Origin of the sequence: Faunimonas pinastri (assembly GCF_900110915.1) — a bacterium.
GTDB classification, from domain to species: Bacteria; Pseudomonadota; Alphaproteobacteria; order Rhizobiales; family Afifellaceae; genus Faunimonas; species Faunimonas pinastri.
The window spans coordinates 76,614-102,807 of sequence record NZ_FOFG01000010.1; the positions used below are offsets into that span (position 1 = coordinate 76,614).

Here is a 26,194-nt window from a genome sequence, read left to right on the forward strand (position 1 = left end):
GTTCGGTGCCGGGCACGCGTGCAGCTTGAATGCGCCGTGTCGATTGCCTAACGATGGCCGCTTGCCGCTCGCATCAGGTGGCCGCGTTGGGAGGCGTGAAGGCGGGATGTTCGACCCCCGGGAAAAGATCGCAGTTTTTATCGATGGCGCGAACCTTTACGCCACGTCGCGCGCGCTCGGGTTCGACATCGACTATCGCCGGCTTCTCAGCCACTTCAGCGAGAGCGCGTATCTCGTTCGCGCCGCCTATTACACCGCGCTCGCCGACGACCAGGAATATTCCTCCATCCGCCCGCTGATCGACTGGCTCGACTATAACGGCTACCGCGTCGTCACCAAGCCGCTCAAGGAGTTCACGGACTCGCAAGGACGCCGCAAGGTGAAGGGCAACATGGATGTCGAGATCACCGTCGACGCCATGGAGATTGCCGACCATATCGACCATCTCGTGCTGTTTTCCGGCGACGGCGATTTCCGTTACCTCGTAGAGGCGATCCAGCGAAAGGGCCGCAAGGTCACCATCGCCTCCACGGTGAAGACGCAGCCCCCGATGATCTCGGACGATCTGCGCCGGCAGGCCGATCATTTCATCGAACTCGCCCACGTGGCCGAACGCGTCCAGCGCGAAGCGGCGCAGCGGGCCGCCCAACAGTCGACCGAACCCGACCGGATGCCTTCCCGACCCGACGAAGAGCGCCAGAAAGAGACGGAAGTCGAAGACGAACCGTGACAGATACCGCTCTCGTAACCCAGTCGCCGCCTCCCGATTGCCCCCTTTGCCCCCGCCTCGTCGCCTTCCGCGAGGAATGGATCGCCCGCGAGCCAAGCTGGCACAACGCCCCCGTTCCGAGCTTCGGCTCGGCAGGTGCGCGGCTGATGATCGTCGGGCTGGCTCCGGGACTGCGGGGAGCCAATCGCACGGGCCGCCCCTTCACCGGCGATTATGCCGGCGATCTCCTCTACGCGACGCTGATCAAGTTCGGCTTCGCCGAGGGCGTCTACCAGCAGCGTCCCGACGATAGCCTGGTCCTGACCGACGCCGTCATCATCAATTCGGTCCGCTGCGTACCGCCGCAGAACAAGCCGACCCCCGCCGAGATCCGCACCTGCCGGCAGTTCCTGCAGGGGGAAATGGATGTGCGACCGCGCGCGACGGCTTTCATGGCGCTCGGCCGCATCGCGCATGAGAGTTTCCTGCGCACGATGGGCGTCAAGCAGAAGGACGCGCCGTTCGCGCACGGCGCGGTGCATGTGCTGCCCGATGGCCGGCGTCTTTACGACAGCTATCATTGCTCGCGCTACAACACGAATACCGGCGTGCTCACCACGGAGATGTTCGAGAACGTGTTCCGCCGTATCCGTGCCGATCTGGACGCCGGCGCTCGCGAGCTTCAGCGTTCGGCAGTCGCCGCCTCGAACTCGGCGCGGCCCAGGCGATAGAGCACATGCGGCCGGATCGGGTGATCCGGGGCCAGCGCCGGATGCAGGAAGTCGTCCGCCGGATCACGGCGCATGCCGAGCCGCGGCATAACGGATTGCGAACGGAGGTTCTTCACGGTGGTGAAGGATACGATTTCCGGCAGCAGCAACTCGCGGAAGCCGAAGGTCAGAGCCGCCCGTGCCGCCTCGGTCGCATAGCCTCTTCCCCGCCGGGGCCGATCGAGCCGCCATCCCACCTCGACGCAGGGCGTGAAATGCGCATCGAAACCGGACCGCAGCAAGCCGACGCAGCCGATGAATGGTGCCACTCCGGGAGCTTCCACGGCCCAGAACCCGAATCCATGCTCGCGGAAATGCGCCTGGATGCGCCCCATGAAGGCCGCGCTTTCCGCCGCGCCCAAGCGTCCGGCCATGTGCTCCATGACCTCGGGATCACCGTTCAACCTGGCCAGCGGCGCTGCATCTTCCTCGCGCCAGCCGCGAATCACCAGGCGCTCGGTATGCAGGACGGGAGCGTCGAACTCGGCCATCTCCCCTCCCCGCCTTCGCCGGTTTAGCCGTTTTCCTTGAGCAGACGCGACTTCTCGCGATTCCAGTCCCGCTCCTTCTCGGTCGCCCGCTTGTCGTGATCCTGCTTGCCCTTGGCCAGCGAGATCTCGATTTTGGCCCGGCCGCGATCGTTGAAGTAGAGCTTCAGCGGCACGATGGTCATGCCCTGGCGGTTCACGCCACCCATGAGCTTTTCGATCTGCTTGGCGTGCAGCAGCAGCTTTCGGCGGCGTCGGGTCTCGTGGTTGAAGCGATTGGCCTCCAGATATTCCGGAATATACGAGTTGATCAGCCAGATCTCCCCGCCTTCGGGGCTGACATAGGATTCGCCGATATTCGCCTTGCTTTGACGGAGGCTCTTCACCTCCGTCCCGGTCAGCTGGACCCCCGCCTCGAAGGTTTCGCCGATCTCGAAATTGTAGCGGGCCTTCCGGTTCTCGGCGACGATGTTGGAACGATGAGCGGGCTTCTTTGTCATTCTTAATTCAAAAGTCCTGCATGCCTGAGTGCGGCGTCGATCTCGCGGCGGGTCTCGTCGCCGATGGTGACCAGCGGCGAACGCAGATCTTCCGACATGTGTCCGAGAACCGAGAGGGCATATTTGGCGGGCGCCGGGCTCGGTTCAAGGAAGATTGCGCGATGCAGCGGCATCAGCCGGTCCTGATAGTCCAGAGCCTTGGTATAATCGCCTTCCAGGCACGCGGCCTGGAACTCGGCGCAAAGCCGGGGCGCGACATTGGCCGTGACGGAAATGCAGCCATGGCCGCCATGTGCCATGAAGCCGAGTGCCGTCGCATCCTCGCCGGAAAGCTGGATGAAGTCCGGCCCCATCGCGTGGCGCTGCAGGCTGATGCGGGCGAGGTTCGCCGTCGCATCCTTGACGCCGACGATGTTCTCGCAGTCGTCGAAGAGCTGCTTCATCGTCTCCACGCTCATGTCGACGATGGAGCGCGGCGGGATGTTGTAGATAATCAGCGGCAGGCTGATCGCTTCCGCCACGGTGCGGAAGTGCTGGTAAAGGCCGCGTTGGTTGGGCTTGTTGTAATAGGGTGTGACCACGAGCACGGCATCGGCGCCGACCTGCTCGGCATGGCGGGCGAGTTCCACCGCCTCGCGCGTGTTGTTGGAGCCCGCGCCGGCGATCACCGGCACGCGCTTGTTGGCGACCTCTACGCAGAGCTCGACGACCCGCCGATGTTCGTCATGGGAGAGTGTGGGCGACTCACCGGTCGTGCCGACGGGGACCAGCCCGGAACTACCTTCCCCGATCTGCCATTCAACAAAGGCGCGAAACGCCGCCTCATCCACTTCGTCGCCACGCATTGGGGTGACCAAAGCGGGAATGGAGCCCTTGAACATCGTTGCCTCTGCAGCATTCATCGAATTTGGCGCGGACGATAGTGACCTCACACGCTGCTCGCAAGCAGACCTGCAAAGCCTGCCTTGTTGCTGACAAAAGAACGGTGTCTAGTATTGCCAATGCAGAAACGCGTCGTGCTCAGCCTTCTCTTGCGTTCCACGAGTACCGTCATCGCGGTCTCCGCTGCGTTTCTTGTCGCTCTTCCCTTGTCGCAGGTATCGGGAACCGCGCTTGCCGCTTCCCATCACGCCCCTGTCGCCAAGCCGCACGCGGCGCCCAGGAAAGTCGCCCGCGAGGAACGCAAATCCTCCGCCAAGGCCGAAGCAAAGCCGGCGAAGACTGCCGAGAAGCCGAAGACAGACGAATCCGTAGCCGTCGCTCTCCCACGCGAAAAGCCTGCCGACCCCGTCGCCGTGCCCGCAGTGCAAGCGCCGCGGCAACGTCCCGAGGTCACCTCGGCAGCCCTGAACTCACCGGTGGACGGCGCTCCCTTCTTCGGCTTCAAGCCCGATTACGGTTTGCGCAACGCCTTGGATGAAGTGCGCGGCGGCCATTACGACAAGGCCGAGGACATCTCCAAGGGGCTTCCGGATCCCCTCGCCTTCCGTCTGGTTTCCTGGCTGGTCGCCCGTGCTCCCGATGCCAGCCCTTCGCTTTCCGAGATCGAAGCCGTCCGGGCAAGCCATCCGGATTGGCCCGAGCCGAACCGCCTGCGCGTTCGCGCGGAATCGGCGTTCTTCCGCACCGGCCCGGACGACGCGACGATCCTTTCGCGGTTCAGCGACGCTGCTCCCACGACGACCTACGGCACGGTCGCCTTCATCGCCGCGCTTTCCCATTCTGGGAAAACGGCGGATGCGGCGGCGCGACTCAGCCGGTTCTGGCGAACGGCCGATCTCGCCCCGGATCTCGCGGCACGGGTGAATACCGACCTGGGCTCGCTGCTCACGCGCGACGACCATCTCGCCCGTTTCCGCGCTCTCGTGATGAAGGGCCGCGGCCGGGATGCGCTGATCGAAGCACAGGCGCTCGGTGCCGGTTACGACGACCTGGCCCGCGTCACGCTCGCGGCGATGGGCGGCAAGGGTTCGGAAAACGATCTCGCCCCGCTGACGCAGCAATTTTCCGGCGAGCCGCTGTTCGTCTTCGCCAAGGCGCGTCTGCAACGCCGCGCGGGCAAGCTCGAAGAGGCGGCGAACACGCTCCTCAATATGCCCGATGGCATCGACGACATCGGTAATCCGTCCAAATGGTGGGACGAGCGGCGCGATCTTTCTCGCAACCTCCTCGATGCCGACCTGCCCAATGTCGCCTACGAGGTCGCCGTTCGGCAGAAGGGCGGCACCGACGAGGACCGCGCGGACGCCGCCTTCCATGCCGGATGGTACGCCCTCCGCTTCATGAACCGTCCCGATCTCGCGCTGCCCAACTTCAAGAAGCTGGCGGAACTGGCGACCAGCCCGGCCACGCAATCGCGCGCCTATTACTGGCTGGCCCGCACCTTCCTGGCCGAGGGGCGCGCGGTTTCCGCCACTGCTGCCTTCAACGAGGCGGGCGCGCAGGGCGCCTCTTTCTACGGCCAGCTTGCCCGCGAACGCGTCGGGCTCCGAACGACGGGACTGGAACGCAGCCCCGAGCCCACCGCCCTCGACCGCGTGCACTTCGCCGCCCGGGAAGACGTAAGAGTCATTCGCATGCTCGCCAGCGCGGGCCATGTCGAACTTGCCACGCCGTTTCTCCGGCATCTCGGCAGCAGCCTGAAGTCGCCGGGCGAGGTGGCGCTGGCCGTTTCGCTCAGCCGGCAGATCGGACAGCCCCGTGACGGCATGACGCTCGCCATCGCCGCCGGCCGCCGCGGTGTCCCGGTCGGCGCTTTGGCCCTCCCATTCATGGGTATTCCGAGCACCCTCACCGTTCCGGCCGGCATCGACAAGGCGATGGTCTATGCGATCGCCCGGCAGGAGAGCCGGTTCAATCCGACCGCCGCCAGCGGTGTCGGCGCGCGCGGACTGATGCAGTTGATGCCGAGCACGGCTCAGCACATCGCCCGCGCGCGGCAGATGCCCTATTCGCTCGCCCGCCTCACGAGCGACCCGGAGTACAACGCCACCCTGGGTTCGACGCTGCTCGCGAACCTGATGGACCGGTCCGACCAGTCCTATGTGCTGACCTTTATCGGCTACAATGCCGGTCCCGGACGCGCGCAGCAATGGGTCCAGACCTATGGCGATCCGCGCGACGGGGCCGTCGATCCCGTGGACTGGATCGAGCGTATTCCGTTCGACGAGACACGGAACTACGTCATGCGCGTGATGGAGAACCTGCAGGTCTACCGCTCGCGCCTCGGTCGGCCGCTTTCGATACGGCAGGATCTGGTTCGCGCGGTGTCGGTCGCCTCGGAAGGCTAGACCTCGGCGGCGTGATCCCCGAAGGTGCAGCCTTGCACGAGGGAACGCCGTCGAATGACACATCAGGATCTGCGCGAAGGACGAATCATCCGGTTCAGGGCACAGGACGATCTGCAGCTTGCCGCCCGCATCTTCGAGGCGCCCGACAGTCTTGAACTGCCGGTGATCTGCCTTCCCGGCTTTGCCCGGAACTCCCGCGACTTCATTCGGCTCGGTCAGTTCCTGTCGCAGGATGCGAACAGGCCCCGCACTGTCCTCGCCGTCGATTATCGCGGTCGCGGGCTCTCCGCCTATGACAGGAACTGGAAGAATTACACTCCCCTCGTCGAGGCGCAGGACGTCATGGCGTTGGCCACGAGCCTCGGCATCGAGAGGGCTTCTTTCGTCGGAACGTCGCGCGGTGGCGTCATCGCCATGCTGCTGGGCGTGCTTCGACCGGGCCTGATTGCCGGAGCCGCGCTGAACGATGTGGGCCCGGTGACGTCGGGAACAGGGCTCGCCCGCATGAAGCGCTATCTGCGATCCGCAAGGCCGGCCTCGAATTGGGACGAGGCGATTGTCCTCGTGCATCGGATGCTGGGCTCCGGCTTCACCGCACTCGATGACGACGACTGGCGATCGCTGGCTGAAGCCGTGTTCCGCGACATGGATGGATCGCTGCAGCCCGATTACGATCCGAACCTGCTGAGGACCTTGGAAGAGTTGGGCTACGAGGCTGCCATTCCGGTGCTCTGGCCGCAGTTCAGCACCCTGCGACGCGTGCCGGTTCTTTCAATCCGGGGAGAAAGCTCCGACTGGCTTTCGGAGGATACTGTCGCGCTGATGAGCGAGGGCCACCCGGACCTCACCGCGGTGACTGTCACCGGCCAGGGTCATGCTCCCCTGCTCCGCGATGCGGTAACATTGCAGACGATCTCCAGCTTCCTGGAACGCTGCCGGTAGATAGGGCGGCCTGTGCCTTCCCTGGAAGAAAGCTCGCCCCAAAAACAAAGAAGCCCGGCAGAGCCGGGCTTCTCGTTTCCAATCGAAGATCGATTAGAAGTCGCGCTGAACGCGGATCGCACCACCCCAACGGTCGCCGTCGCCGTAAGCGGCGGTCGTGCGGTCGAGGTTCTCGTACTCGACTTCGCCACCGATGGTCAGGCCGGCGATCGGCTGCCAGGCCAGCTGGAAGCCAGCGGTCCAGGTGTCGTAGTCGTAGGTGCTGCCCGAGTAATCCACGCTGGCGTAGGTGCCATCGAGGGTCGCGGTGATCTTCGGAGCCAGCTGAGCGCTGATACCGGCGCGAACGCTCCAGGAGTCAGCGAGGTCAAGGCTGCCGTTGACACCGTTGCTGAAGGAAGCATCGCTGAGCGGACCGCCGTTGCCGGTCGTGACGTAGCCCGTCGCGCCATGGCCGTAGGTTGCCTGCGAGTTCAGGGCGAACATCGTGCCCGGAACCTTGAGCTTCAGGCCAGCGCCGGCAGCCCAGCCGAGGTCGGAGTCGTTGTTGCCGTAGTCGTACGAGCCGTCCTCGTTGAACAGGCGGCTAGAACGAACCTGGTGCAGGGCGCCCATGATCTGGAACGAACCCCAGGCCTGGTCGGCACGAACGTTCGCGACGACATCCGGATACTGCTGGCCGGCGAGCGGGAACAGATCGTGGACGCGGCGAGCGACCGAGGACGAGTCCTCAACCGACACGGTAGCCGAGAGGCCCGAACCGAAGTTGAAGGTGTAGGCGCCAACCGTCGACTCGTTGGTCGGATCGTCGTTGCCGATGATGTCGGCGTACATGTCGGAGCCGTAGAAGTCGAAGAACGACGCCGTACGACCAGCCGTGAAGGTGCCGGCATCGTTCGAGATCTGAACGAAGGCATTCACGATGTAGGGATTGGTGTTGTAACCGTTGGTGATTTCGTCCGTGCCACCAATCGTCATACGCTCAAGAACGTAAGCGCGAACGAGGCCGATGTCGGTCTGCGTACGGGCGTCGAGGTTGATCTCGGCGCGGGCAAGAGCGGAGTAGTTGCTCTGGCTACGTTCGCTGTTGGCGGACGACTCAACCCAGTTGAAGTCGGCGCGAACCATGCCGCCAATCTTCAGGCAGGTCTCGGTGCCCGGAAGATAGAAGAAGCCAGCACCGAACGCGTCGCACACCTTGACGTATTCAACCGGCTCAGGAGCCGCAGGCAGATCGGCAGCGTGGGCGCCAGTAACGGCAGCGAACGCGGCGGCGGAGCCGAGGAAAAGGCTCTTGAGTTTCATGTAAAGACCTCCAGTCCCAAGTTACAACGAGTCGAGGTTTTTCTTCTCTGCTCGCTGCAATGCAGCGAGATCTGGAGATAAATCCCCTACCCCTCGTCTGTTCTGTTGAACAGTGGCGGCCCCGGAGGGCGCCTGAACCAGAGACTATTGATCCCCCCTGCCGACGCAACAGCGCTTTAGCAGAAACGTAGGCTTTGAAACCTCTTGTTGCAGTTATGTCACGAAACCGAGAGCAGCGGCCGCCGCCCACATGAACGAAATCGGAACTTATGGTTTACAGCCGTTAACCTTTCCAGTTCCTCAAGAAAACCAAGGATCCGAAAGATTCTGTTTTCGGTTCCCGAAGCCCACGAATCAAAAAAGCCCGGCAGTTGCCTGCCGGGCTTTCTGTTGAGAGGCGTAGTTCGATTAGAACTTGCGCTGAACGCGGAGCGTGCCGCCCCAGACGTCGCCCGAGAGGTTGGAGGCAAGATAACCGCTCTTGCCGTCCACATTCTCGTACTCGACTTCCGCACCGATCAGCAGACCGGCAACCGGCTTCCAGTCGAGCTGCGCCGCAGCCGAGTAGGTCTTGTAGTCGTAGGCGTCGCCGTAATGATCGACATCGGCGTAGGAGCCGGTCAGCACCGCCTGCCATGTCTTGGTCAGGTTGGCGGTGATGCCACCGCGAACGCTCCAGGCCTTGGTCAGGTCGATATCGCCGTCCGCATCGTAGCGGGCGTCCGCCAGCGGGCCACCGTTGCCGGTCGTGACGTAGCCGGTCGTGCCTTCGCCATAGGTCACCTGACCGCCGACACTGAAGATGGAGTGCGGGATCTTGACCGCGCTCAGCCCGGCGCCGACCGCCCAGCCCAGTTCATTGTCATCGCCGGAACGGTTGGAACGGACCTCGTGCAGAACGCCCATGATCTGGGCCGCACCCCAGCCAGACTTCGCGCCGATCGAGGCGACGAGATCAGGCAGCTCCTGGCCACCATAGTTGAAGTCGTTCGTGAGATTGGTGCTGGCGCGACGGTACGGCGAGGGGCTCGAAGCCGCATCTTCCAGCGAGACGGCCGCATAGAAGCTGCCGCCGAGCGCAAACTTGTAAGCGACGAGGTTGGTCGGGTTCGTCGGATCGTCGCCGCCGAGCACGTAGTTGAAGGCGTCCGTGCCGTAGACGTCGAAGTAGGAGTTCGCGCGACCTGCGGTGAAGGTGCCGAAATCGCTGATGATGTCGACGAAGGCGTTCTGCAGCGTCGATGCGGTCGAAGAAGCATCCCCGGAAGAAGTCTTCGAGTCGAGCGTCATCCGCTCTTCGACATAGGTGTGAATCAGACCGATATCGCTCTGCGTATTCGTCTCAAGGAAGAGATAGCCGCGAGCACGGGTCCGAAAGTTGTTGAAGCTACGGTCGTTGACCCCATCAAGGTGGTCGGCATAGGCGAAGTCGGCGCGAACCTGGCCACCGATCTTCAGGCAGGTCTGGGTGCCCGGAATGTAGAAGAAGCCAGAGCCGAACGCGTCGCAAACCTTGACGTATTCGACCGGCTCGGCTGCTGCCGGCAGGTCAGCGGCATGAGCGACATTGACCACCGCGAGAAGCGCGGCAGAGCCAAGGATAAGGCTCTTGAGTTTCATGGATCCATCTCCAGTCCAGTTCAGGCGAGTCCAGGATCTATTTTCACAACCTGGAGTATTACTACCCCCGTGCTGCGTTCTCCTGTTGAAGCGCGCCATCTCGTTAATCAAAGGGCGACTCTTCGTTCGCCTGCCCGCACACTATTTTTTTCCAACGTATGTTCAACGTCATAATAAGCTTTCGGACACGAGCCGTGTGCTTTGTGGCTTTTCGATCACTTCATACGAGTGACATATCATCGCTCGCGCCGCCCCCGACGGTGGCAGCGCACAGCGGCGATGAGATCGTGGGAGTTCCAGCAAGGGCGACCCAGCGCGGCAGCTTGCCAGCCGGAAGCGCGAGCGCCATTAGGAGGAGACCCATCATCCGGTTCCGAACGATGTCAGCCCTTCCTGCTTCCTTCTCTCCCGTTTCTTTCGATCGCGATGCAGCCACTCGAATCATGCGGCGCTGCCGGGAACTTCGAGCCATCAGCGCGAGCCCGGGGGCCTATACCCGTCTGTATCTGACGGATGAGCATCGGCGCGCCGCCGACCTCATCAGCCACTGGATGCGGCAGGCGGGGCTTGCGGCTCGCATGGACGCCGCGGGCAATGTGATCGGGCGGATCGACGGAACGGACGCAACCGCACCGGCGCTGGTCCTCGCCTCGCATCTCGACACCGTCCGCGACGCCGGCACCTATGACGGGCAGCTCGGGGTCGTTACGGCCATCGAAGCGGCAGCGGCCCTGATTCGACGGGCGGACAAGGAGCCGCTCCCCTTCCCCCTCGAGGTTCAGGCCTATGCCGACGAGGAGGGAACCCGGTTTCACACGATGCTGCTCGGAAGCGGGTTCGTGACCGGCCTCGAAGACGCATCGGTGCTCGCCAAAGCCGACAGCGAAGGCGTCACGATTTCGGAGGCCATGAAGGGGTTCGGACTGACGCCCGAGAGGATCGGCGACGCCCGTCGCCAGGCCGGCGATTTCCGCGCCTATATAGAAGTGCATATCGAGCAGGGTCCGGTGCTTGAGGCGGAAGGGCTTCCGCTGGGCACGGTGACGGCGATCGCGGGCCAAATCCGCGCCGTCGTCCGGGTCCGAGGGATGGCCGGTCATGCCGGAACGGTCCCGATGGCCATGCGACGGGACGCTCTGGCCGCCAGCGCAGAAGCGATCCTCGCCATCGAGGCTGTCGCGAAGGCCGGCGCGGACCTTGTCGCCACGGTGGGAGAGATCCAGGCCGGGCCGGGCGCCAGCAACGTCATCGCCGGCGAAACGCGCTTCACTCTCGATCTGCGCTCCGGGAACGGCCTGGCCAAGGCTGCGGCCTTCGAGGAGATAGAGCGGCGACTCCGGGAAATCGGCACGGCGCGCCGCGTGGTTTTCGAAATCGAGGTGGGCTCGAATACGGGAGCGACAGCCTGCGACCCTGGCCTGATCGAATGCATCGACGAGGCCTGCGAGGCCGTTCAGGGTCGATCGCTTCATCTGCTCTCCGGGGCGGGGCACGATGCGATCGCCCTTGCCGGCCTTTGTCCTATCGGCATGATCTTCGTGCGGTGCGAGGGCGGGATCAGCCACAATCCGGCGGAGAACATCACCGAGGCGGATGCGGGCGCGGCCTTCGCGGCACTCCTGCATGCCGCGCAAACTGTCATTCGGCGAGGCTGAACCTACCTGGCGACGAGCGGTCGAAGCCCGCGCCGGGTGGCAAAGTCGGGAGCCAACCCGAAATCGCCGGAGACTTCAGTACGGAGCACCACGATGAGCGAGAATCAGTATCCCCGTGACATGACCGGCTACGGCCGGACGCCGCCCGACCCCAAATGGCCCGGGAATGCGCGGATCGCGGTGCAGTTCGTCATCAATTACGAAGAAGGCGGCGAGAACAACATCCTGCACGGCGACGCCGCATCGGAAGCCTTCCTTTCCGATGTCCTCGGCGCCCAGCCCTGGCCGGGCATGCGGCACATGAACATGGAGTCGATGTACGAATACGGCTCTCGCGCCGGCTTCTGGCGGCTGTGGCGGATGTTCACCCGACGGGAAATCCCGGTAACCGTCTACGGCGTGGCGACCGCGCTGCAGAAAAACCCCGAAGCCGTCGCCGCCATGAAGGAAGCCGATTGGGAGATCGCCTCGCACGGCCTGAAATGGATCGAATACAAGGACTTCTCCGCCGAAGACGAGCGCGCGCATCTTCAGGAAGCGATCCGCATCCATACCGAGGTGACGGGAGAACGTCCCTATGGCTGGTACACCGGACGCTCCTCCGACAACACGATCGACCTCGTCGCCGAGGAAGGCGGCTTTCTTTACACCTCCGACGTATATGCCGACGACCTGCCCTACTGGATACCGGGCGGGAAAAAGGGCGAAGGCAAGCCGCTGCTGGCGATCCCCTATACGCTTGACGTCAACGACATGCGCTTCGTTGCCATGCAGGGCTTCAACTCCGGCGACCAGTTCTTCGCCTATCTCAAGGACACCTTCGACACGCTCTACCAGGAGGGCAAGCGCGGCCAGCCCAAGATGATGTCGGTCGGCCTGCATTGCCGGGTCGTCGGGCGGCCGGGCCGCGCGGCGGCGCTTGCGCGCTTCCTCGATTATGTTGCTGGCAAGAAGCGCGTCTGGCTTCCCCGCCGCGTCGATATCGCCCGTCATTGGCACGAAACACACCCCGCCGAGAGCCGATAACCGACACAGGTGGGTAGCTGCCAGACCCTCAGCGCATAGCTGTTGACACGTCTCCGATTTTGGCCCCAAGGTAATTTTCGAGGCTCAAATTAAAACTGGGCCGGGGGCGGCGCGAATACCGCCGTTGATGGGAAGGAGACGTCGTCTATGAAGAAGAACATGTCCCGTTCGCTGCTCACGGCAGCGGCGGTGCTGAGCCTTGTCGCGGGTGCTTCGTCGGCTCTTGCACAGAACAAGAAGATCACCGTCGGCGTAAGCTGGTCCAACTTCCAGGAAGAGCGCTGGAAGACTGACGAAGCCGCGATCAAGAAGGAACTCGCGACCGTTGGCGCCGATTACGTCGCCACCGACGCGCAGAGCTCCACCGCCAAGCAGCTTTCCGACATCGAGAGCCTCATCGCTCGCGGCGCCGACGTGCTGATCGTGCTGGCGCAGGATTCCCAGGCCGTCGAGCCGGGCGTCACCAAGGCGCTGAACGAAGGCATCCCGGTGATCGGCTATGACCGCCTCATCGAGAACCCGAATGCATTCTACCTCACCTTCGACAACAAGAAGGTCGGTGAACTGCAGGCCGAGTACGTCCTGAAGCAGCAGCCGAAGGGCAACTACGTCTACATCAAGGGCTCGTCGCAGGATCCGAACGCCGACTTCCTGAATTCCGGCCAGAAGGAAGTGCTCAAGCCTTCGATCGACAAGGGCGACATCAAGATCGTCGGCGAGCAGTACACCGACGGCTGGCTTCCCGCCAACGCCCAGCGCAACATGGAACAGATCCTCACGGCCAACAACAACAAGGTTGACGCCGTGGTCGCCTCCAACGACGGCACTGCCGGCGGCGCTGTCGCGGCTCTCGCCGCCCAGGGCCTCGCGGGCATCCCGGTCTCCGGGCAGGACGCCGACGGCGCCGGCCTGAACCGCATCGCGCTCGGCACCCAGACGGTCGACATCTGGAAAGACGCTCGCCTGGAAGGCAAGACGGCCGCCGATATCGCGATCCAGCTCGCCGGCGGCAAGAAGCTGACCGACATCAAGGACTCCGCGCCGTGGAAGAGCCCGAAGGGTCAGACCCTGCAGGCGATCTTCCTGCAGCCGCAGCCGATCACCAAGGACAACCTGAACCTCGTCATCGACGCGGGCTGGACGACCAAGGACGTGGTCTGCAAGGGCGTGCAGAAGGGCTCCGTGAAGGCCTGCGACTGATCTGAACGACCGTAACGGGCCGGACATGCAGCATGTCCGGCCCGTGTTTCCTCTTTTCGATATTGGATCGCGCTCATGAGCGACACTCAGCAGGCGGCCGGCGTGCCGACTCCGGTTCACGCCCGTAATCCCGTCCACGTAGATCAGAACCGGCCGCGCGGAGTGGGCGGCATGTTGCGGGCGATGGAAGTCGACGTGCGCATGATCGGCATGATCGTGGCGCTTATCGTGATCTGGGTCGTGTTCGACCTCGTCACCGGCGGCCTGTTCATCACGCCGCGAAACCTCTTCAATCTTTCCGTGCAGACCTCGTCCGTCGCCATCATGGCGACCGGTATGGTCTTCGTCATCGTCGCGCGCCACATCGACCTGTCCGTCGGGTCGCTGCTCGGCTTCTGCGCCATGATGATGGGCACGTTCCAGACCAACTGGCTGCCCGCCCATCTCGGCTTCAACTATCCCGCGACATGGATCCTGGCGATCGCCTTCGGCATCATCGTCGGCCTCGTGGTCGGCGCCCTGCAGGGCTTCATCATCGGCTACCTGTCGGTGCCGGCGTTCATCGTCACGCTGGGTGGTTATCTCGCGTGGCGCGGCGCTGCGTGGTGGGTCACGACCGGCCAGACCGTCGCCCCGCTCGACCGCAACTTCACCCTTTTCGGCGGCGGCATCGGAGGCACCCTCGGCGCGACCTGGAGTTGGGTCTTCGGTATAATCGCGGTCGCGGCGATCATTTTCTTCGCCTTCAACGGACGCCGGATGCGCAAGGCGTTCGATTTCCCGCTGAAGCCGATGTGGGCCGAAATCGTCAACGTCGTGGTGCTTTCCGCCGTCATGATCGCCTTCGTGATCGTCATGAACGCCTATCCCGTTCCGGAGCGGGCCGCGAAGATGTATCTCCAGGCCCGCAACATGCCGGTGCCGGATGAGCCGCTGAACTGGTCGCAGGGCATCGCGCTCCCCGTGGTCGCGGTGGCCGTCGTCGCGCTGATCATGACCTATGTCGCCAAGCGCACGAAGTTCGGCCGCTACGTCTTCGCGATGGGCGGCAACCCCCAGGCGGCTGAGCTTTCCGGCATCAATACGCGCCGCATCACCATGTATATCTTCATGCTGATGGGCGTGCTGGCCGCCATCTCCGGCGTCATCGCCTCAGCCCGCCTGCAATCGGCCGCGAACGATCTCGGAACGCTGGACGAACTCCGCGTCATTGCCGCGGCCGTCATCGGCGGCACCTCGCTCGCCGGCGGCGCCGGCACGATCTTCGGCGCCATCCTCGGCGCTCTGGTCATGCAGAGCCTGCAGTCCGGCATGGCGCTGCTCGGCGTTGAATCCTCGCTGCAGTCGATCGTGGTGGGCGTGGTCCTCGTGATCGCCGTGCTCGTCGACCAGATCTACCGCCGCCGCGTCGGCACAGTTTAGGAGAACGGGCCATGGACGCTCAGAACCGAGCCCCGCTCGTCGATATGCGCGACATCCACATCAGCTTCGGCGGCGTGAAGGCCGTCGACGGTGTGAGCATCGACCTTTATCCCGGCGAAGTCGTCGGGCTGCTCGGCCACAACGGCGCCGGCAAGTCGACCCTGATCAAGATCCTTTCCGGCGCGTACCAGCCGGATGCGGGCGAGATCTATGTGAATGGCGAGAAGGCGGACATCCATAATCCGCGCGACGCCCGCAAGTACAACATCGAGACGATCTACCAGACGCTCGCTTTGGCCGATAACCTCAAGGCCGCGGAGAACCTGTTCCTGGGCCGCGAGCTGACGAGCCGGACCGGCGCGCTGGACGACGTTCGCATGGAGGCGGAGACGCGCAAGATCTTGGCGCGCCTCAACCCGAACTTCCGCAAGTTCGCCTCGCCTGTTTCGGCGCTTTCCGGCGGCCAGCGGCAGTCCGTGGCGATTGCCCGCGCGGTCTACTTCAACGCCAAGATCCTGATCATGGACGAGCCCACCGCGGCACTCGGCGTGCAGGAGACCGCGATGGTGGCGGATCTCGTGAAGCAGCTGAAGTCGGAAGGCCTCGGCATCTTCCTGATCAGCCATGACATCCACGACGTGTTCGACCTCGCCGACCGGGTCGCCGTGATGAAAAACGGACAGCTCGTCGGCTCCGCCAAGGTGTCCGATGTCAGCCAGGACGAGGTTCTGGGCATGATCATTCTCGGAAAATGCCCTCCCGGCGCCATTCCCGGCCCGGGCGCCATTCCTGCCGAGAAGCTCGCCCGTATCGCGCACGTCTGAGACCGGCTTCCTCCGGTCTAACGCCGAAGCGAGAGGACCATCGAAGTGGATCTTCTGCGTGCCCTGAACCGGCGCAAGGTGCTCGACTGCATTCGCGATGCGGGCTCCATCGCCCGCATCGAAATCGCGGAACTGACGGGCGCCAGCCCCGCCACGGTTTCCGTCATCACGGCTGAATTGCTGCGGGACGGGCTGATCGAGGCCGAGGAACAGGTCGTTCCCGTCAATTCCGTCCGGCGTGGCCGGCCCAAGACCCTGTTGCGTCTGCGGGCCGAAGCGGCCTACGCCATCGGCCTCAAGATCTCGCTGCATCAGATCTCCGTTTCGCTGACGGATTTCCTCGGCGACGTGCTGGCCAGCCACATCGCCGCCGTCCAGACGAACCGGCGTCCGCCGGAAGTGGTCGCGGCCTTCTGCGAAGCGCAGATCGACGAGGTGATCCGCAAATCCGGCGTTCCGCGCGAAAAGATCAGCGGCGTCGGCATCGGGATTTCCGGCTTTGTCAGCTATCCCGACGGCGTCGTGCGCTGGAGCCCGATGTTCGGTTCGCGCAACGTCCCCTTCAAGCAGCTGATGGAGCAGCGGCTTGGGCTGCCGGTGGCGGTCGACAACGATTCCAACCTCGTCGGGCTCGCCGAGAAATGGTTCGGTCAGGGCCGCTATCACCGGACCTTTCTCGTCGTCACCGTCGAGCACGGCGTCGGCATGGCGATCATCCTGGACCGGCATCTCTTTCGCGGCACGCACGGGTTCGCCGGCGAGTTCGGCCACATCAAGGTGCAGCCGCAAGGGGCGCTCTGCCGCTGCGGCCAGCGCGGCTGCCTGGAAGCCTATGTGGCGGACTACGCCATCGTCCGCGAGGCCGCGACCTTCTACGACCCGACCGCGCTCGACGATCCGATCGCCGTGCACGAGACGTTGGACAAGCTGAAGCTCCGCGCCGATTCCGGCGAAACGGTCGCGCAGGATATCTTCGCTCGCGCCGGTGCGGTGCTGGGGGTCGGCGTCGCCAACGCGGTCAACATCTTCGACCCCCCGGTCATCATCATCTCGGGGGAGCGGACCCGTTCCGCGCAGGTTTTCTTTGACGCTATGCGCCAATCGCTTCAAGAGCACGTCATCGGGAACAGCGACACTCTGCCGCGAATCGAGGTGCACCAATGGGGTGACGTCCTCTGGGCGCGCGGCGCCGCGGCCCTCGTGCTGGAGGAGTTCACGCCCGGCGGCCCCGCTTCCCTGGAAGCCGAGACAGACATGCGAAGCGAGGTCGCAACCATCATCGCGGCAGAGGCCGCCTCATAAGAGTGGATTGATCGATGTATATCGGAATCGACCTGGGGACCTCCTCGGTCAAGGCAGTCCTGATCGACGAAAATCAGACGATCCTCGGGTCGGCCAGTTCGCCGTTGCAGGTTTCGCGTCCGGAGCCTGGCTGGTCGGAGCAGACGGCCGAAAGCTGGATCGCCGCCACGACCGCCGCCATGGACGAACTCGCGAAAGCCTATCCCCGCGAGATGACCGGCGTGCGCGGCATCGGCCTTTCCGGCCAGATGCACGGCGCCACCCTGCTCGATGCGGCGGACCGCCCTCTGCGTCCCTGCATTCTGTGGAACGACGTGCGCTCGGCGGCCGAGGCGGCCGAAATCGACGCCATGCCGATGGCGCGCACCATCACCGGCAACATCACCTTCCCCGGGTTCACCGCGCCCAAGGTCGTCTGGGTGCAGCGCCACGAGCCGGAGATCTTCGCGAAGGTCGGCAAGATCGTGCTGCCGAAGGACTATCTCCGCCTCTGGCTTTCCGGCGAGCACGGCACCGACATGTCTGACGCGGCGGGCACGTCGTGGCTCGACGTCGGCGCGCGGCGCTGGTCGGACGAGATGCTGGAAGCGACCGGCCTCACCCGCGATCACATGCCGCCGCTCTACGAGGGCACCGATGTCACCGGCATGCTGCGCGCGGAACTCGCGGAGCGCTGGGGCATATCCGGGCGCCCGGTGATCGCCGGCGGAGCGGGAGACAATGCGGCGACCGCTGCCGGGGTCGGCACCGTCGCGCCGGGGTCTGCCTTCATCTCGCTCGGCACGTCGGGCGTGCTGTTCGCGGCCAACGAGCGCTTCTCGCCCAATCCGGACAGCGCCGTCCACGCCTTCTGCCACGCGCTGCCCAACACCTGGCACCAGATGGGCGTGATCCTGTCGGCGGCCGCCTCCATCGAGTGGCTGGCGCAGACCTTCGGCACGACGGCCGCCGATCTCGTGGCGCCGCTGGAGGGTGCCGCCGGCGGTCCCGGATCGCTGCTCTTCCTGCCCTATCTCTCGGGCGAGCGGACACCGCACAACGATGCCCATATCCGCGGCAGCTTCATCGGCCTGTCCCATGACAGCGATCGCACGGCAATGGCCCGCGCCGTTCTGGAAGGCGTGGCCTACGCCTTTGCCGACAGCCTGGAAGCGCTGCGGGTGGCCGGCGCCACGGTGACGCGGGCGACCGCGGTCGGCGGGGGCTCCCGCTCGCAGGCCTGGCTACAGATCCTCGCGGACACGCTGGGCATCGTCATCGACATTCCGGCGGACGGCGACTTCGGCGCGGCCTTCGGCGCCGCCCGACTGGGCCTCATCGCGGCCGAAGGTGCAGATCCCGTGGCGATCTGCGCCCCGCCCGCCATTCGCAGCAGCATCGAGCCCGACCGGGCCCGTTCGGAACAATATCAAGGGGCGTGGCACCGGTATCGTGCCCTCTACCCCGCTATCAAGGAGGCGACAGCACTATGAGTTCGGGTTTCTTCAAGGACATCCAGAAAGTCACCTACAAGGGGCCGGACAGCAAGGATCCCCTGTCGTTCCGCTTCTACGACCCCGACCGGATGGTGATGGGCAAGCGGATGGCGGACCATCTGCGCTTCGCCGTCGCCTACTGGCACTCCTTCGCCTGGCCGGGCAGCGATCCCTTCGGCGGCCAGACCTTCGATCGCCCCTGGTTCCGCGGCGACGACATGGAGCATGCCAAGCTCAAGGCGGAGGTCGCCTTCGAGCTCTTCACGCTGCTCGGCGTTCCCTTCTTCACCTTCCATGACCGCGACATCGCGCCGGAAGGCAAGACGCTGGCGGAGTCCAACCGCAACGTCCGAGAAATCGCCGACATCTTCGCAAAGAAGATCGACGAGACGGGCGTCCGCCTTCTCTGGGGCACGGCCAACCTCTTCTCCAACCGCCGCTTCATGGCGGGTGCCGCGACCAACCCGGACCCGGACCTCTTCATCTATGCCGCGGCGCAGGTGAAAAACGTTCTGGAAATCACGCACGAGCTCGGCGGCGAGAACTACGTGCTGTGGGGCGGCCGCGAAGGCTACGAGACGCTGCTCAACACGGACATGGGCCGCGAGCTCGACCAGCTCGGCCGCTTCCTGACCATGGTCGTGGAGCACAAGAACAAGATCGGCTTCAAGGGCCAGATCCTGATCGAGCCGAAGCCCAAGGAGCCGACCAAGCACCAGTACGATTTCGACGTCGCCTCCATCTACGGCATGCTGCAGCGCTACGGGCTGGAGAACGAGGTGAAGACCAACCTCGAGCAGAACCACGCGATCCTGGCCGGTCATTCCTTCCAGCACGAAATCCATCTGGCGAATGCGCTGGGCCTCTTCGGCTCGCTCGACATCAACCGGGGCGACGACCTCCTGGGCTGGGACACCGACCAGTTCGCGATGAACGTGCCGGAGATGACGCTCGCCTTCTACGAGATCCTGAAGGCCGGCGGCTTCACTTCGGGCGGCATGAACTTCGACGCCAAGATCCGCCGCCAGTCGATCGATCCGGAAGACCTGCTCTACGCCCATGTCGGCTCCATGGACGCGATCGCGCGCGGCCTCGAAGGCGCGGCGAAGATGCTGGAGGAAGGCGATCTGAAGTCGTTCGTGGACGAGCGCTATTCCGGCTGGGACAGCGGCATCGGCCAGGAGATCCTGAAGGGCGAGAAGAGCCTGGACGACCTTGCCAAGTACGTCGAGGAGAAGAACCTCGATCCGCAGCCCAAGTCGGGCCGGCAGGAATACCTGGAAAGCATGGTCAACCGCTACAGCTGAGCGGACCATCCTTGACGACACCGGACGGGCCGCTCAGCGGCCCGTTCTTTTTTCAAGCTTCGGAATTAAATACGGCGTGGCCCCTTCTGCGGCGCTTGACGATCCTCGTCAGCCGCGAATACCTTCTTCCTCAATAAATAATACGAGACCGGAATCCCGGCTCACACGGAGGAAACGCCATGACCGGGGCACCCGCCCTCCTGGCGAGCGAGCGGGTGTCGAGGTCCTTCGGCCCCGTTCAGGTGTTGTTCGACGTCGATTTCGATCTGGTGCCGGGCGAGGTCCATGCGCTGATCGGGGAAAACGGCGCGGGCAAATCCACGCTGATGAAGATCCTTTCCGGCGCGCAGCCTCCGAGCGCCGGCACGCTGCGGCTGGACGGCGGGCCGATGCGGTTCTCCTCCACCGAGGAAGCCGAGGATCGCGGCATCGTCCTGATCCACCAGGAGCTGAACCTCGCCGACCAGCTCACCGTCGAGGCCAACATCTTCTTGGGCCGGGAGTTGAAGCGCGGCCCTTTCCTCGACGTGCGCGCCATGCGCCGCGAAGCGCACCGTCTTCTGGCCGAGCTGGAGACCGGAATCGACCCTGCCTCCCGCGTCTCCGACCTTTCCGTTTCCGACAAGCAGATGGTGGAGATCGCCAAGGCGCTGTCCCGCAGGGCACGGGTCCTGATCATGGACGAGCCGACGGCCGTGCTCACCGCGCGGGAATCGCAATCGCTGTTCCGGCAGATCGCCCGGCTCAGGGCGCAGGGCGTGGCGATCCTCTATACTTCGCACAAGCTGGACGAGGTCAAGGCGATCTCCGACCGGGTCACGGTGCTGCGCGACGGACGCATCGTCCAGACCACGCCGACGGCGGCTATCGACGAGGACGGCATGGCTCGCGCCATGGTGGGCCGCGACCTGAACGACCTGTTTCCCGACAAGGCGCCCTCCCCCGAGGCGGAGATCGTGCTGGAGGTGCGGGGGCTCGACGTGCCCGGTCATGTGCGGGGCGCGAGCTTCACCCTTCGCCGGGGCGAGGTTCTGGGCCTTGCCGGTCTTGTCGGCTCGGGCCGGACGGAACTGATGGAAGGGCTGATGGGCCTGCGGCCGTCCACGGGCTGGATTCGTCTTCGCGGGCAGACGGTGCGTATCCATTCCCCCGGTCAGGCGGCGAAGTTGGGGCTCGCCTATCTGACGGAAGACCGCAAGGGACGCGGACTGCTCCTCGACAAGACGATGCGGCCGAACCTGACCCTGCTCGGTCTCGACCGTTTCTCCAACATCTTCATCAATAAGCGGGCCGAGGAGCGCGCGCTGGACGACGCCATCGCCCGCTTCGACATCCGCGCGCGGCGTCGCGACGTCCGGGTCGGAAATCTTTCCGGCGGCAACCAGCAGAAGCTTCTGCTCGCCAAGACCATGCTGGTGGAGCCGGAGATCGTCATCGTCGACGAGCCGACGCGCGGCATCGACATCGGCACCAAGCAGCAGATCTACGGCTTCATCGAGAAACTCGCGGCCGAGGGAAAGAGCGTGATCGTCATCTCCTCGGAAATGGCTGAGGTGATCGGCCTCTGCCACCGCGTGCTGGTCATGCGCTCCGGCCGGATCACCGGCGAACTCACCGGCGACGCCATCGCCGAGCACCAGATCGTCCGCCATGCCATGGGGCTGGAAGGAAGCGAGATCCATGACCGTCAGCACTGAAGCCCCCGCCCCCTCCGCGTCCCCGCCGAGACGGCGACCGGGTGTGAACTTCCACGTGCTCGGGCCGCTTCTGGCGCTGATCCTGCTGGTGGTGCTCGGGGCCCTTCTGAACGACCAGTTCCTGAGTTCCGGCAACATCAGCAACGTTCTGGCCCGCTCATCCTTCATCGGCATCATCGCGGTGGGCGCGACCTTCGTCATCACGACCGGCGGCATCGATCTTTCCGTGGGCTCCATGGCGGCTTTCATCGCGGGCTCGATGATCCTGGCGATCAACTACCTGCTGGCGGGCATGGGCGCGGGCTGGCCGCTGGTGCTGGTCGGCATGGCGGTCGGGCTCGGGCTCGGCCTCATCTCAGGCGCGGTGAACGGTCTTCTCACCACGCGCGGCAGGATCGAAGCCTTCATCGTCACGCTCGGCACCATGGGCATTTTCCGCGCGCTGGTGACGTGGCTTGCCAACGGCGGCACGATCTCGCTGAACTTCGAGGTCGGCGACATCTACCGCCCGGTTTATTACGGCGGCGTCGCCGGCATCACCTGGCCCATCATCGTCTTCGCGCTGGTCGCGATCATCGGCGAGGTCGTCATGCGCCGGACCGCCTTCGGACGGCATTGCTCGGCCATCGGCTCCAACGAACAGGTGGCACGCTACTCGGCGATCCACGTCGATAACGTCCGCCTCCTCACCTACGTGCTGCAGGGTGCGCTCGTCGGCGTGGCGACACTGCTCTACGTGCCGCGCCTGGGATCGGCTTCCAGTGCGACCGGCGTTCTCTGGGAACTGGAGGCGATCGCCGCCGTCATCATTGGCGGCACGACCCTGAAGGGCGGCTACGGCCGCGTCTGGGGCACGGTTATCGGCGTCGTCATCCTCAGCCTCATCGACAACATCCTGAACCTGACGGACGTGGTCAGCCCCTATCTCAACGGGGCGTTTCAGGGCGTCATCATCATTCTCGCCGTGCTCCTGCAGAGGAGCCGGAAGGGAGAACGCTGAACACGAGAAAACCGGATCAACCGGAACTCGAAGGGGAGGAAGACATGAAGTGGAAGCATCTGTTGGCCGCGGGGGTGCTCGGCGCCTCGACGGCAATGTCCGGCGCGGCGTTCGCTCAGGGCAAGACAATCACGATCGGCGTATCGGTGCCGGCGGCCGATCACGGCTGGACGGGCGGCATCGACTATTTCGCCCAACAGGCCGTGGCCCGGCTGCAGAAGACCTATCCCAATCTGAAGTTCGTGCTCGCGACCGCCGGCGATCCCGGCAAGCAGGCATCAGACCTTGAGGATATGGTCGCCACCCGCAACATCGACGCCCTTGTCATCCTGCCGACGGAATCCGATCCGCTGACCGGGCCGATCAAGCGGGTGAAGGACGCCGGCAAGTTCGTGACGGTGGTAGACCGCAAGCTCTCGCAGGAGGGGATCGAGGATCTCTACGTCGCCGGCGACAATCCGAATTTCGGCCGGGTCGCAGGCGAATATTTCAAGAGCAAGCTGCCGAACGGCGGCAACATCGTCATCCTGCGCGGCATGCCGCTGCCGATCGACAATGAGCGCGTCGATGCCTTCCAGGACGCGATCAAGGGCACGAACGTCAAGGTGCTCGGCATCCAGTACGCCAACTGGAACCGGGACGACGGCTTCAAGGTGATGCAGGACTTCCTGTCCCGCTTCCCCAAGATCGACGCCGTGTGGGCGCAGGACGACGATACGGCGCTCGGCGCAATCGAGGCGATCCGGCAGGCCAAGCGCGACAAGGACATGTGGATCGTCGGGGGCGCCGGCATGAAGCAGATGATCAAGCGCGTCATGGACAAGGACACGCTGGTCCCGGCCGACGTCGCCTACGATCCCGGCATGATCGCCACCGCGATCGAACTCACCGCGCTGAAGTTCGAGGCCGGCATCCCCGTGCAGGGCCGCTTCATTTTGCGCTCGCCGCTGATCACGCCGGAGAACGCGCAGGTCTTCTACCACCCGGACTCGCCGTTCTAGGCAGCGAACTGCTCCCGCCGCTTTGCGGCGGGAGTCCCCCGTCGACCGAAAACGTTTACGCTCCAGAACCAGCTCAGGACAGTTCTCATGAAGACGATGAAAGGCCCCGGGATTTTCCTCGCCCAGTTCGCCGGCGATCAGGCTCCGTTCAATTCGCTGAAGTCGATTGCCCAATGGGCGGCCTCGCTGGGCTACAGGGGCGTGCAGATCCCGACCTGGGACGCCCGGCTTATCGACTTGGCCAAGGCGGCCGACTCAAAGGATTATTGCGACGAGATCACCGGCATCTGCCGCGAGGCGGGCGTCGAGATCACCGATCTCTCCACCCATCTCCAGGGCCAGCTCGTTGCCGTTCATCCCGCTTTCGACGAGGCTTTCGACGGCTTCGCCGCGCCGGAAGTGCGCGGAAATCCGAAGGCGAGGCAGGAATGGGCCGTCGACCAGATGATGAAGGCGGCGAAGGCGTCGCAGCATTTCGGCTTCAGGAGCCATGTCACCTTTCCCGGCGCGCTTGCCTGGCCCTTCGTCTATCCCTGGCCGCAGCGGCCCGCAGGACTGGTGGAGACCGCCTTTGGGGAACTGGCGCGGCGATGGAAGCCGATCCTCGACCGCTTCGACGAGGCCGGCTGCGATGTGTGTTATGAAATTCATCCCGGCGAGGATATTTTCGACGGCGCGACCTTCGAGATGTTCCTTGAAGAGCTGAACGATCATCCGCGCTGCTGCATCAACTACGATCCCTCGCACTTCATCCTGCAACAGCTCGACTACATCGAGTTCATCGACATCTACCACCAGCGCATCAAGGCGTTTCACGCAAAGGACGCGGAGTTCAACCCGACCGGGCGGCAGGGCGTCTATTCCGGCTATCAGCCCTGGGTGAAACGGGCCGGCCGCTTCCGCTCGCTGGGCGACGGACAAGTCGATTTCGGCGCCATCTTCTCCAAGCTCGCCGCCTACGATTACGATTCCTGGGCGGTTCTGGAATGGGAATGCGCCCTGAAGCACCCGGAGGACGGAGCGGCGGAAGGCGCACCCTTCATCGACGCACACATCATCCGGGTGACGGAACACGCATTCGACGATTTCGCCGCAGGCGGAACGGACGAGGCCGCCAACAAGCGCATGCTGGGAATTTCCTGAGGGGGACGGAATGGCAATCGAAGGACGCAGCGAAACCCATGAAGGGCGCATCCGGCTGGGCATGGTGGGTGGCGGACAGGGTGCCTTCATCGGCGCGGTGCACCGCATCGCCGCCCGGCTCGACGACCGCTATACGCTTGTTGCCGGTGCGCTCTCATCCGACCCGGAGCGCGCGAAAGCCTCGGGCCTGGAACTCGGGCTGGCGGAGAACCGCTGCTACGGCTCCTACGAGGAAATGGCGCGGCGGGAAGCGCGGCTGAAGGACGGTATCGAGGCGGTGGCGATCGTCACGCCGAACCACATGCACTTCCCCGTCGCGCAGGCTTTCCTGAAACGCGGCATCCATGTCATCTGCGACAAGCCGCTGACGACGACGCTGCGCGATGCGAAGCGGCTGGCCGCGCTCGTGGAGCAATCAGGCAAGGTCTTCGCGCTTACCCATAATTACACCGGCTACCCCATGATCCGGCAGGCCCGGGCCATGATCGCCGATGGCGAACTCGGTGAGCTCAGGCTGGTGCAGGCGGAATATGTGCAGGACTGGCTCTCGCAGGAGGTGCACAACAAGCAGGCCGACTGGCGGACGGACCCTGCCCGATCGGGCGCCGGCGGCTGCGTCGGCGACATCGGCACGCACGCCTACAACCTCGCCTGCTTCGTCACCGGCATGCAGGCGGAGAGCCTCGCCGCCGATCTCACCACGTTCGTGGAAGGTCGCAAGCTCGACGACAACGTGGCCGTGCTGCTGCGCTATGCGAGCGGCGCGAAAGGCATGCTCTGGGCAAGCCAGGTCGCGGTCGGCAACGAGAACGCGCTGACGCTCCGGGTCTACGGCACCAAGGGCGGACTGGAATGGGACCAGGAGCACCCGAACGTCCTCTGGTTCACCCCGCATGGCGAGCCGAAGAGGATGATCACCCGCAACGGCGCCGGCGCCGGGCCGGAAGCGGGCCGCATGTCCCGCATCCCTTCCGGCCATCCCGAAGGCTATCTGGAAGGCTTCGCCAACATCTACAGCGAGGCGGCGCGGGCGATCGTGGCGGCCAGGAACAACGAGGCGCCCGATCCGGACGTGATCTATCCCACGGTGGAGGACGGCGTTCGAGGTGTCGCCTTCATCGAAGCCTGTGTGCGCTCCAGCGGCCGGAACGCGGGCTGGGTCAAGCTTTAGGGCGCGAGGCGCATCGCGGAAAAACAAAAGGGGCCCGCGCGGCCCCTTTTCATCGCGGAAGGCTGGGATCCGACCAGCAGCGCAGGCAAGGCGTCACGTCTTCCAGCGTCAGGTGGTAGACCGAGATCGCGACATAGATAATCGCCATCAGAACGCCCGAGATCAACGTAGTCGCGATCACCTTGCGGAGCAGGAAGGTCGCATGGGGCGCACCACGCTCCGTGCCGAGCGTGACCTCGCCCATTTCCTCCTGGGTCCGGATGCCGAACGGCAGGGTGACGAAAAGCGACAGCCACCACAGCACGAAATAAACGGCGCAGATAACGAACGGTCTCATTCAAGGCTCC

General features: G+C 64.4%; 23 protein-coding genes. 17 read left to right on the forward strand and 6 right to left on the reverse strand.

Annotation, left to right across the window (positions count from 1 at the left end; translation table 11 throughout):
- Window positions 1–106: 106 nt before the first annotated feature.
- The gene (locus BMY25_RS13760) at window positions 107–730 is read left to right on the forward strand and encodes a LabA-like NYN domain-containing protein (protein WP_092497496.1); all 624 of its coding nucleotides are present in this window, start codon (window positions 107–109) and stop codon (window positions 728–730) included.
- Entirely contained in the window at window positions 727–1,440 is a 714-nt protein-coding gene (locus BMY25_RS13765) for a uracil-DNA glycosylase (protein WP_092497498.1), read from the forward strand. Before BMY25_RS13760 ends, BMY25_RS13765 begins: the two co-directional genes overlap by 4 nt.
- Here BMY25_RS13765 and BMY25_RS13770 read toward each other — a convergent pair.
- Genes BMY25_RS13770 through dapA form a run of 3 tightly spaced genes read right to left on the reverse strand, consistent with a single transcriptional unit; the run spans window position 1,392 to window position 3,348 of the window.
- A complete protein-coding gene (locus tag BMY25_RS13770; protein WP_092497500.1) occupies window positions 1,392–1,970 on the reverse strand; it encodes a GNAT family N-acetyltransferase in 579 nt (192 codons plus the stop codon). The genes BMY25_RS13765 and BMY25_RS13770 overlap by 49 nt on opposite strands.
- 23 nt (window positions 1,971–1,993) lie before the next feature.
- On the reverse strand, window positions 1,994–2,467 hold the full coding sequence (smpB, locus tag BMY25_RS13775; RefSeq protein WP_092497502.1) for an SsrA-binding protein SmpB: 474 nt from the start codon (window positions 2,465–2,467) through the stop codon (window positions 1,994–1,996).
- Window positions 2,468–2,469: 2 nt separating this feature from the next.
- On the reverse strand, window positions 2,470–3,348 hold the full coding sequence (gene dapA, locus BMY25_RS13780; RefSeq protein ID WP_092497505.1) for a 4-hydroxy-tetrahydrodipicolinate synthase: 879 nt from the start codon (window positions 3,346–3,348) through the stop codon (window positions 2,470–2,472).
- Window positions 3,349–3,483: 135 nt separating this feature from the next.
- On the opposite strand from dapA, the gene BMY25_RS21355 reads away from it, so the two are divergent.
- Complete coding sequence (locus tag BMY25_RS21355) at window positions 3,484–5,757, forward strand: lytic transglycosylase domain-containing protein (protein WP_177176862.1); 2,274 nt, start codon at window positions 3,484–3,486, stop codon at window positions 5,755–5,757.
- Window positions 5,758–5,811: 54 nt separating this feature from the next.
- Entirely contained in the window at window positions 5,812–6,699 is an 888-nt protein-coding gene (locus BMY25_RS13790; RefSeq protein ID WP_092497509.1) for an alpha/beta fold hydrolase, read from the forward strand.
- A 93-nt stretch (window positions 6,700–6,792) separates the two neighbouring features.
- Here the strand turns inward: BMY25_RS13790 and BMY25_RS13795 are convergent, their stop codons facing one another.
- Complete coding sequence (locus BMY25_RS13795) at window positions 6,793–8,004, reverse strand: porin (protein WP_092497511.1); 1,212 nt, start codon at window positions 8,002–8,004, stop codon at window positions 6,793–6,795.
- A gap of 408 nt (window positions 8,005–8,412) precedes the next feature.
- The gene (locus BMY25_RS13800; RefSeq protein WP_177176863.1) at window positions 8,413–9,624 is read right to left on the reverse strand and encodes a porin; all 1,212 of its coding nucleotides are present in this window, start codon (window positions 9,622–9,624) and stop codon (window positions 8,413–8,415) included.
- Between the two features lie 380 nt (window positions 9,625–10,004).
- Here BMY25_RS13800 and BMY25_RS13805 point away from each other — a divergent pair, with 380 nt between their 5' ends.
- The 13 genes from BMY25_RS13805 to BMY25_RS13865 all read left to right on the forward strand — a co-directional run bounded on the left by BMY25_RS13805 (window position 10,005) and on the right by BMY25_RS13865 (window position 25,847).
- Window positions 10,005–11,279 (forward strand): allantoate amidohydrolase, encoded by a 1,275-nt coding sequence (locus BMY25_RS13805; RefSeq protein ID WP_092497515.1) that lies wholly within the window; start codon window positions 10,005–10,007, stop codon window positions 11,277–11,279.
- Between the two features lie 93 nt (window positions 11,280–11,372).
- The gene (gene puuE / locus BMY25_RS13810) at window positions 11,373–12,305 is read left to right on the forward strand and encodes an allantoinase PuuE (RefSeq protein ID WP_092497517.1); all 933 of its coding nucleotides are present in this window, start codon (window positions 11,373–11,375) and stop codon (window positions 12,303–12,305) included.
- A gap of 147 nt (window positions 12,306–12,452) precedes the next feature.
- Window positions 12,453–13,505, forward strand: a complete 1,053-nt coding sequence (gene xylF, locus BMY25_RS13815; RefSeq protein ID WP_238858338.1) for a D-xylose ABC transporter substrate-binding protein — start codon at window positions 12,453–12,455, stop codon at window positions 13,503–13,505.
- 75 nt (window positions 13,506–13,580) lie between these two features.
- Window positions 13,581–14,927, forward strand: a complete 1,347-nt coding sequence (locus BMY25_RS13820) for a sugar ABC transporter permease (RefSeq protein ID WP_428976970.1) — start codon at window positions 13,581–13,583, stop codon at window positions 14,925–14,927.
- 11 nt (window positions 14,928–14,938) lie between these two features.
- On the forward strand, window positions 14,939–15,751 hold the full coding sequence (locus BMY25_RS13825; protein ID WP_092497519.1) for an ATP-binding cassette domain-containing protein: 813 nt from the start codon (window positions 14,939–14,941) through the stop codon (window positions 15,749–15,751).
- Window positions 15,752–15,796: 45 nt separating this feature from the next.
- Window positions 15,797–17,053 (forward strand): ROK family transcriptional regulator, encoded by a 1,257-nt coding sequence (locus BMY25_RS13830; RefSeq protein WP_092497521.1) that lies wholly within the window; start codon window positions 15,797–15,799, stop codon window positions 17,051–17,053.
- Between the two features lie 14 nt (window positions 17,054–17,067).
- Entirely contained in the window at window positions 17,068–18,525 is a 1,458-nt protein-coding gene (gene xylB, locus BMY25_RS13835; RefSeq protein ID WP_092497523.1) for a xylulokinase, read from the forward strand.
- Window positions 18,522–19,835 (forward strand): xylose isomerase, encoded by a 1,314-nt coding sequence (gene xylA / locus BMY25_RS13840; RefSeq protein WP_092497525.1) that lies wholly within the window; start codon window positions 18,522–18,524, stop codon window positions 19,833–19,835. The genes xylB and xylA overlap by 4 nt, the downstream gene beginning before the upstream one ends.
- 179 nt (window positions 19,836–20,014) lie before the next feature.
- The gene (locus tag BMY25_RS13845) at window positions 20,015–21,532 is read left to right on the forward strand and encodes a sugar ABC transporter ATP-binding protein (RefSeq protein ID WP_092497527.1); all 1,518 of its coding nucleotides are present in this window, start codon (window positions 20,015–20,017) and stop codon (window positions 21,530–21,532) included.
- On the forward strand, window positions 21,516–22,532 hold the full coding sequence (locus BMY25_RS13850) for an ABC transporter permease (protein ID WP_092497529.1): 1,017 nt from the start codon (window positions 21,516–21,518) through the stop codon (window positions 22,530–22,532). The genes BMY25_RS13845 and BMY25_RS13850 overlap by 17 nt, the downstream gene beginning before the upstream one ends.
- Window positions 22,533–22,576: 44 nt before the next feature.
- Window positions 22,577–23,533 carry an ABC transporter substrate-binding protein gene (locus tag BMY25_RS13855; RefSeq protein WP_092497531.1) on the forward strand — a complete coding sequence of 319 codons (957 nt, stop codon included), beginning with the start codon at window positions 22,577–22,579 and terminating at the stop codon, window positions 23,531–23,533.
- Window positions 23,534–23,620: 87 nt separating this feature from the next.
- Window positions 23,621–24,676 carry a sugar phosphate isomerase/epimerase family protein gene (locus tag BMY25_RS13860; protein WP_092497533.1) on the forward strand — a complete coding sequence of 352 codons (1,056 nt, stop codon included), beginning with the start codon at window positions 23,621–23,623 and terminating at the stop codon, window positions 24,674–24,676.
- A 10-nt stretch (window positions 24,677–24,686) separates the two neighbouring features.
- Entirely contained in the window at window positions 24,687–25,847 is a 1,161-nt protein-coding gene (locus BMY25_RS13865) for a Gfo/Idh/MocA family protein (RefSeq protein WP_092497535.1), read from the forward strand.
- 49 nt (window positions 25,848–25,896) lie between these two features.
- On the opposite strand, the gene BMY25_RS13870 is transcribed toward BMY25_RS13865, so the two are convergent.
- Complete coding sequence (locus BMY25_RS13870; RefSeq protein WP_092497537.1) at window positions 25,897–26,184, reverse strand: DUF1467 family protein; 288 nt, start codon at window positions 26,182–26,184, stop codon at window positions 25,897–25,899.
- Window positions 26,185–26,194: the final 10 nt, after the last annotated feature.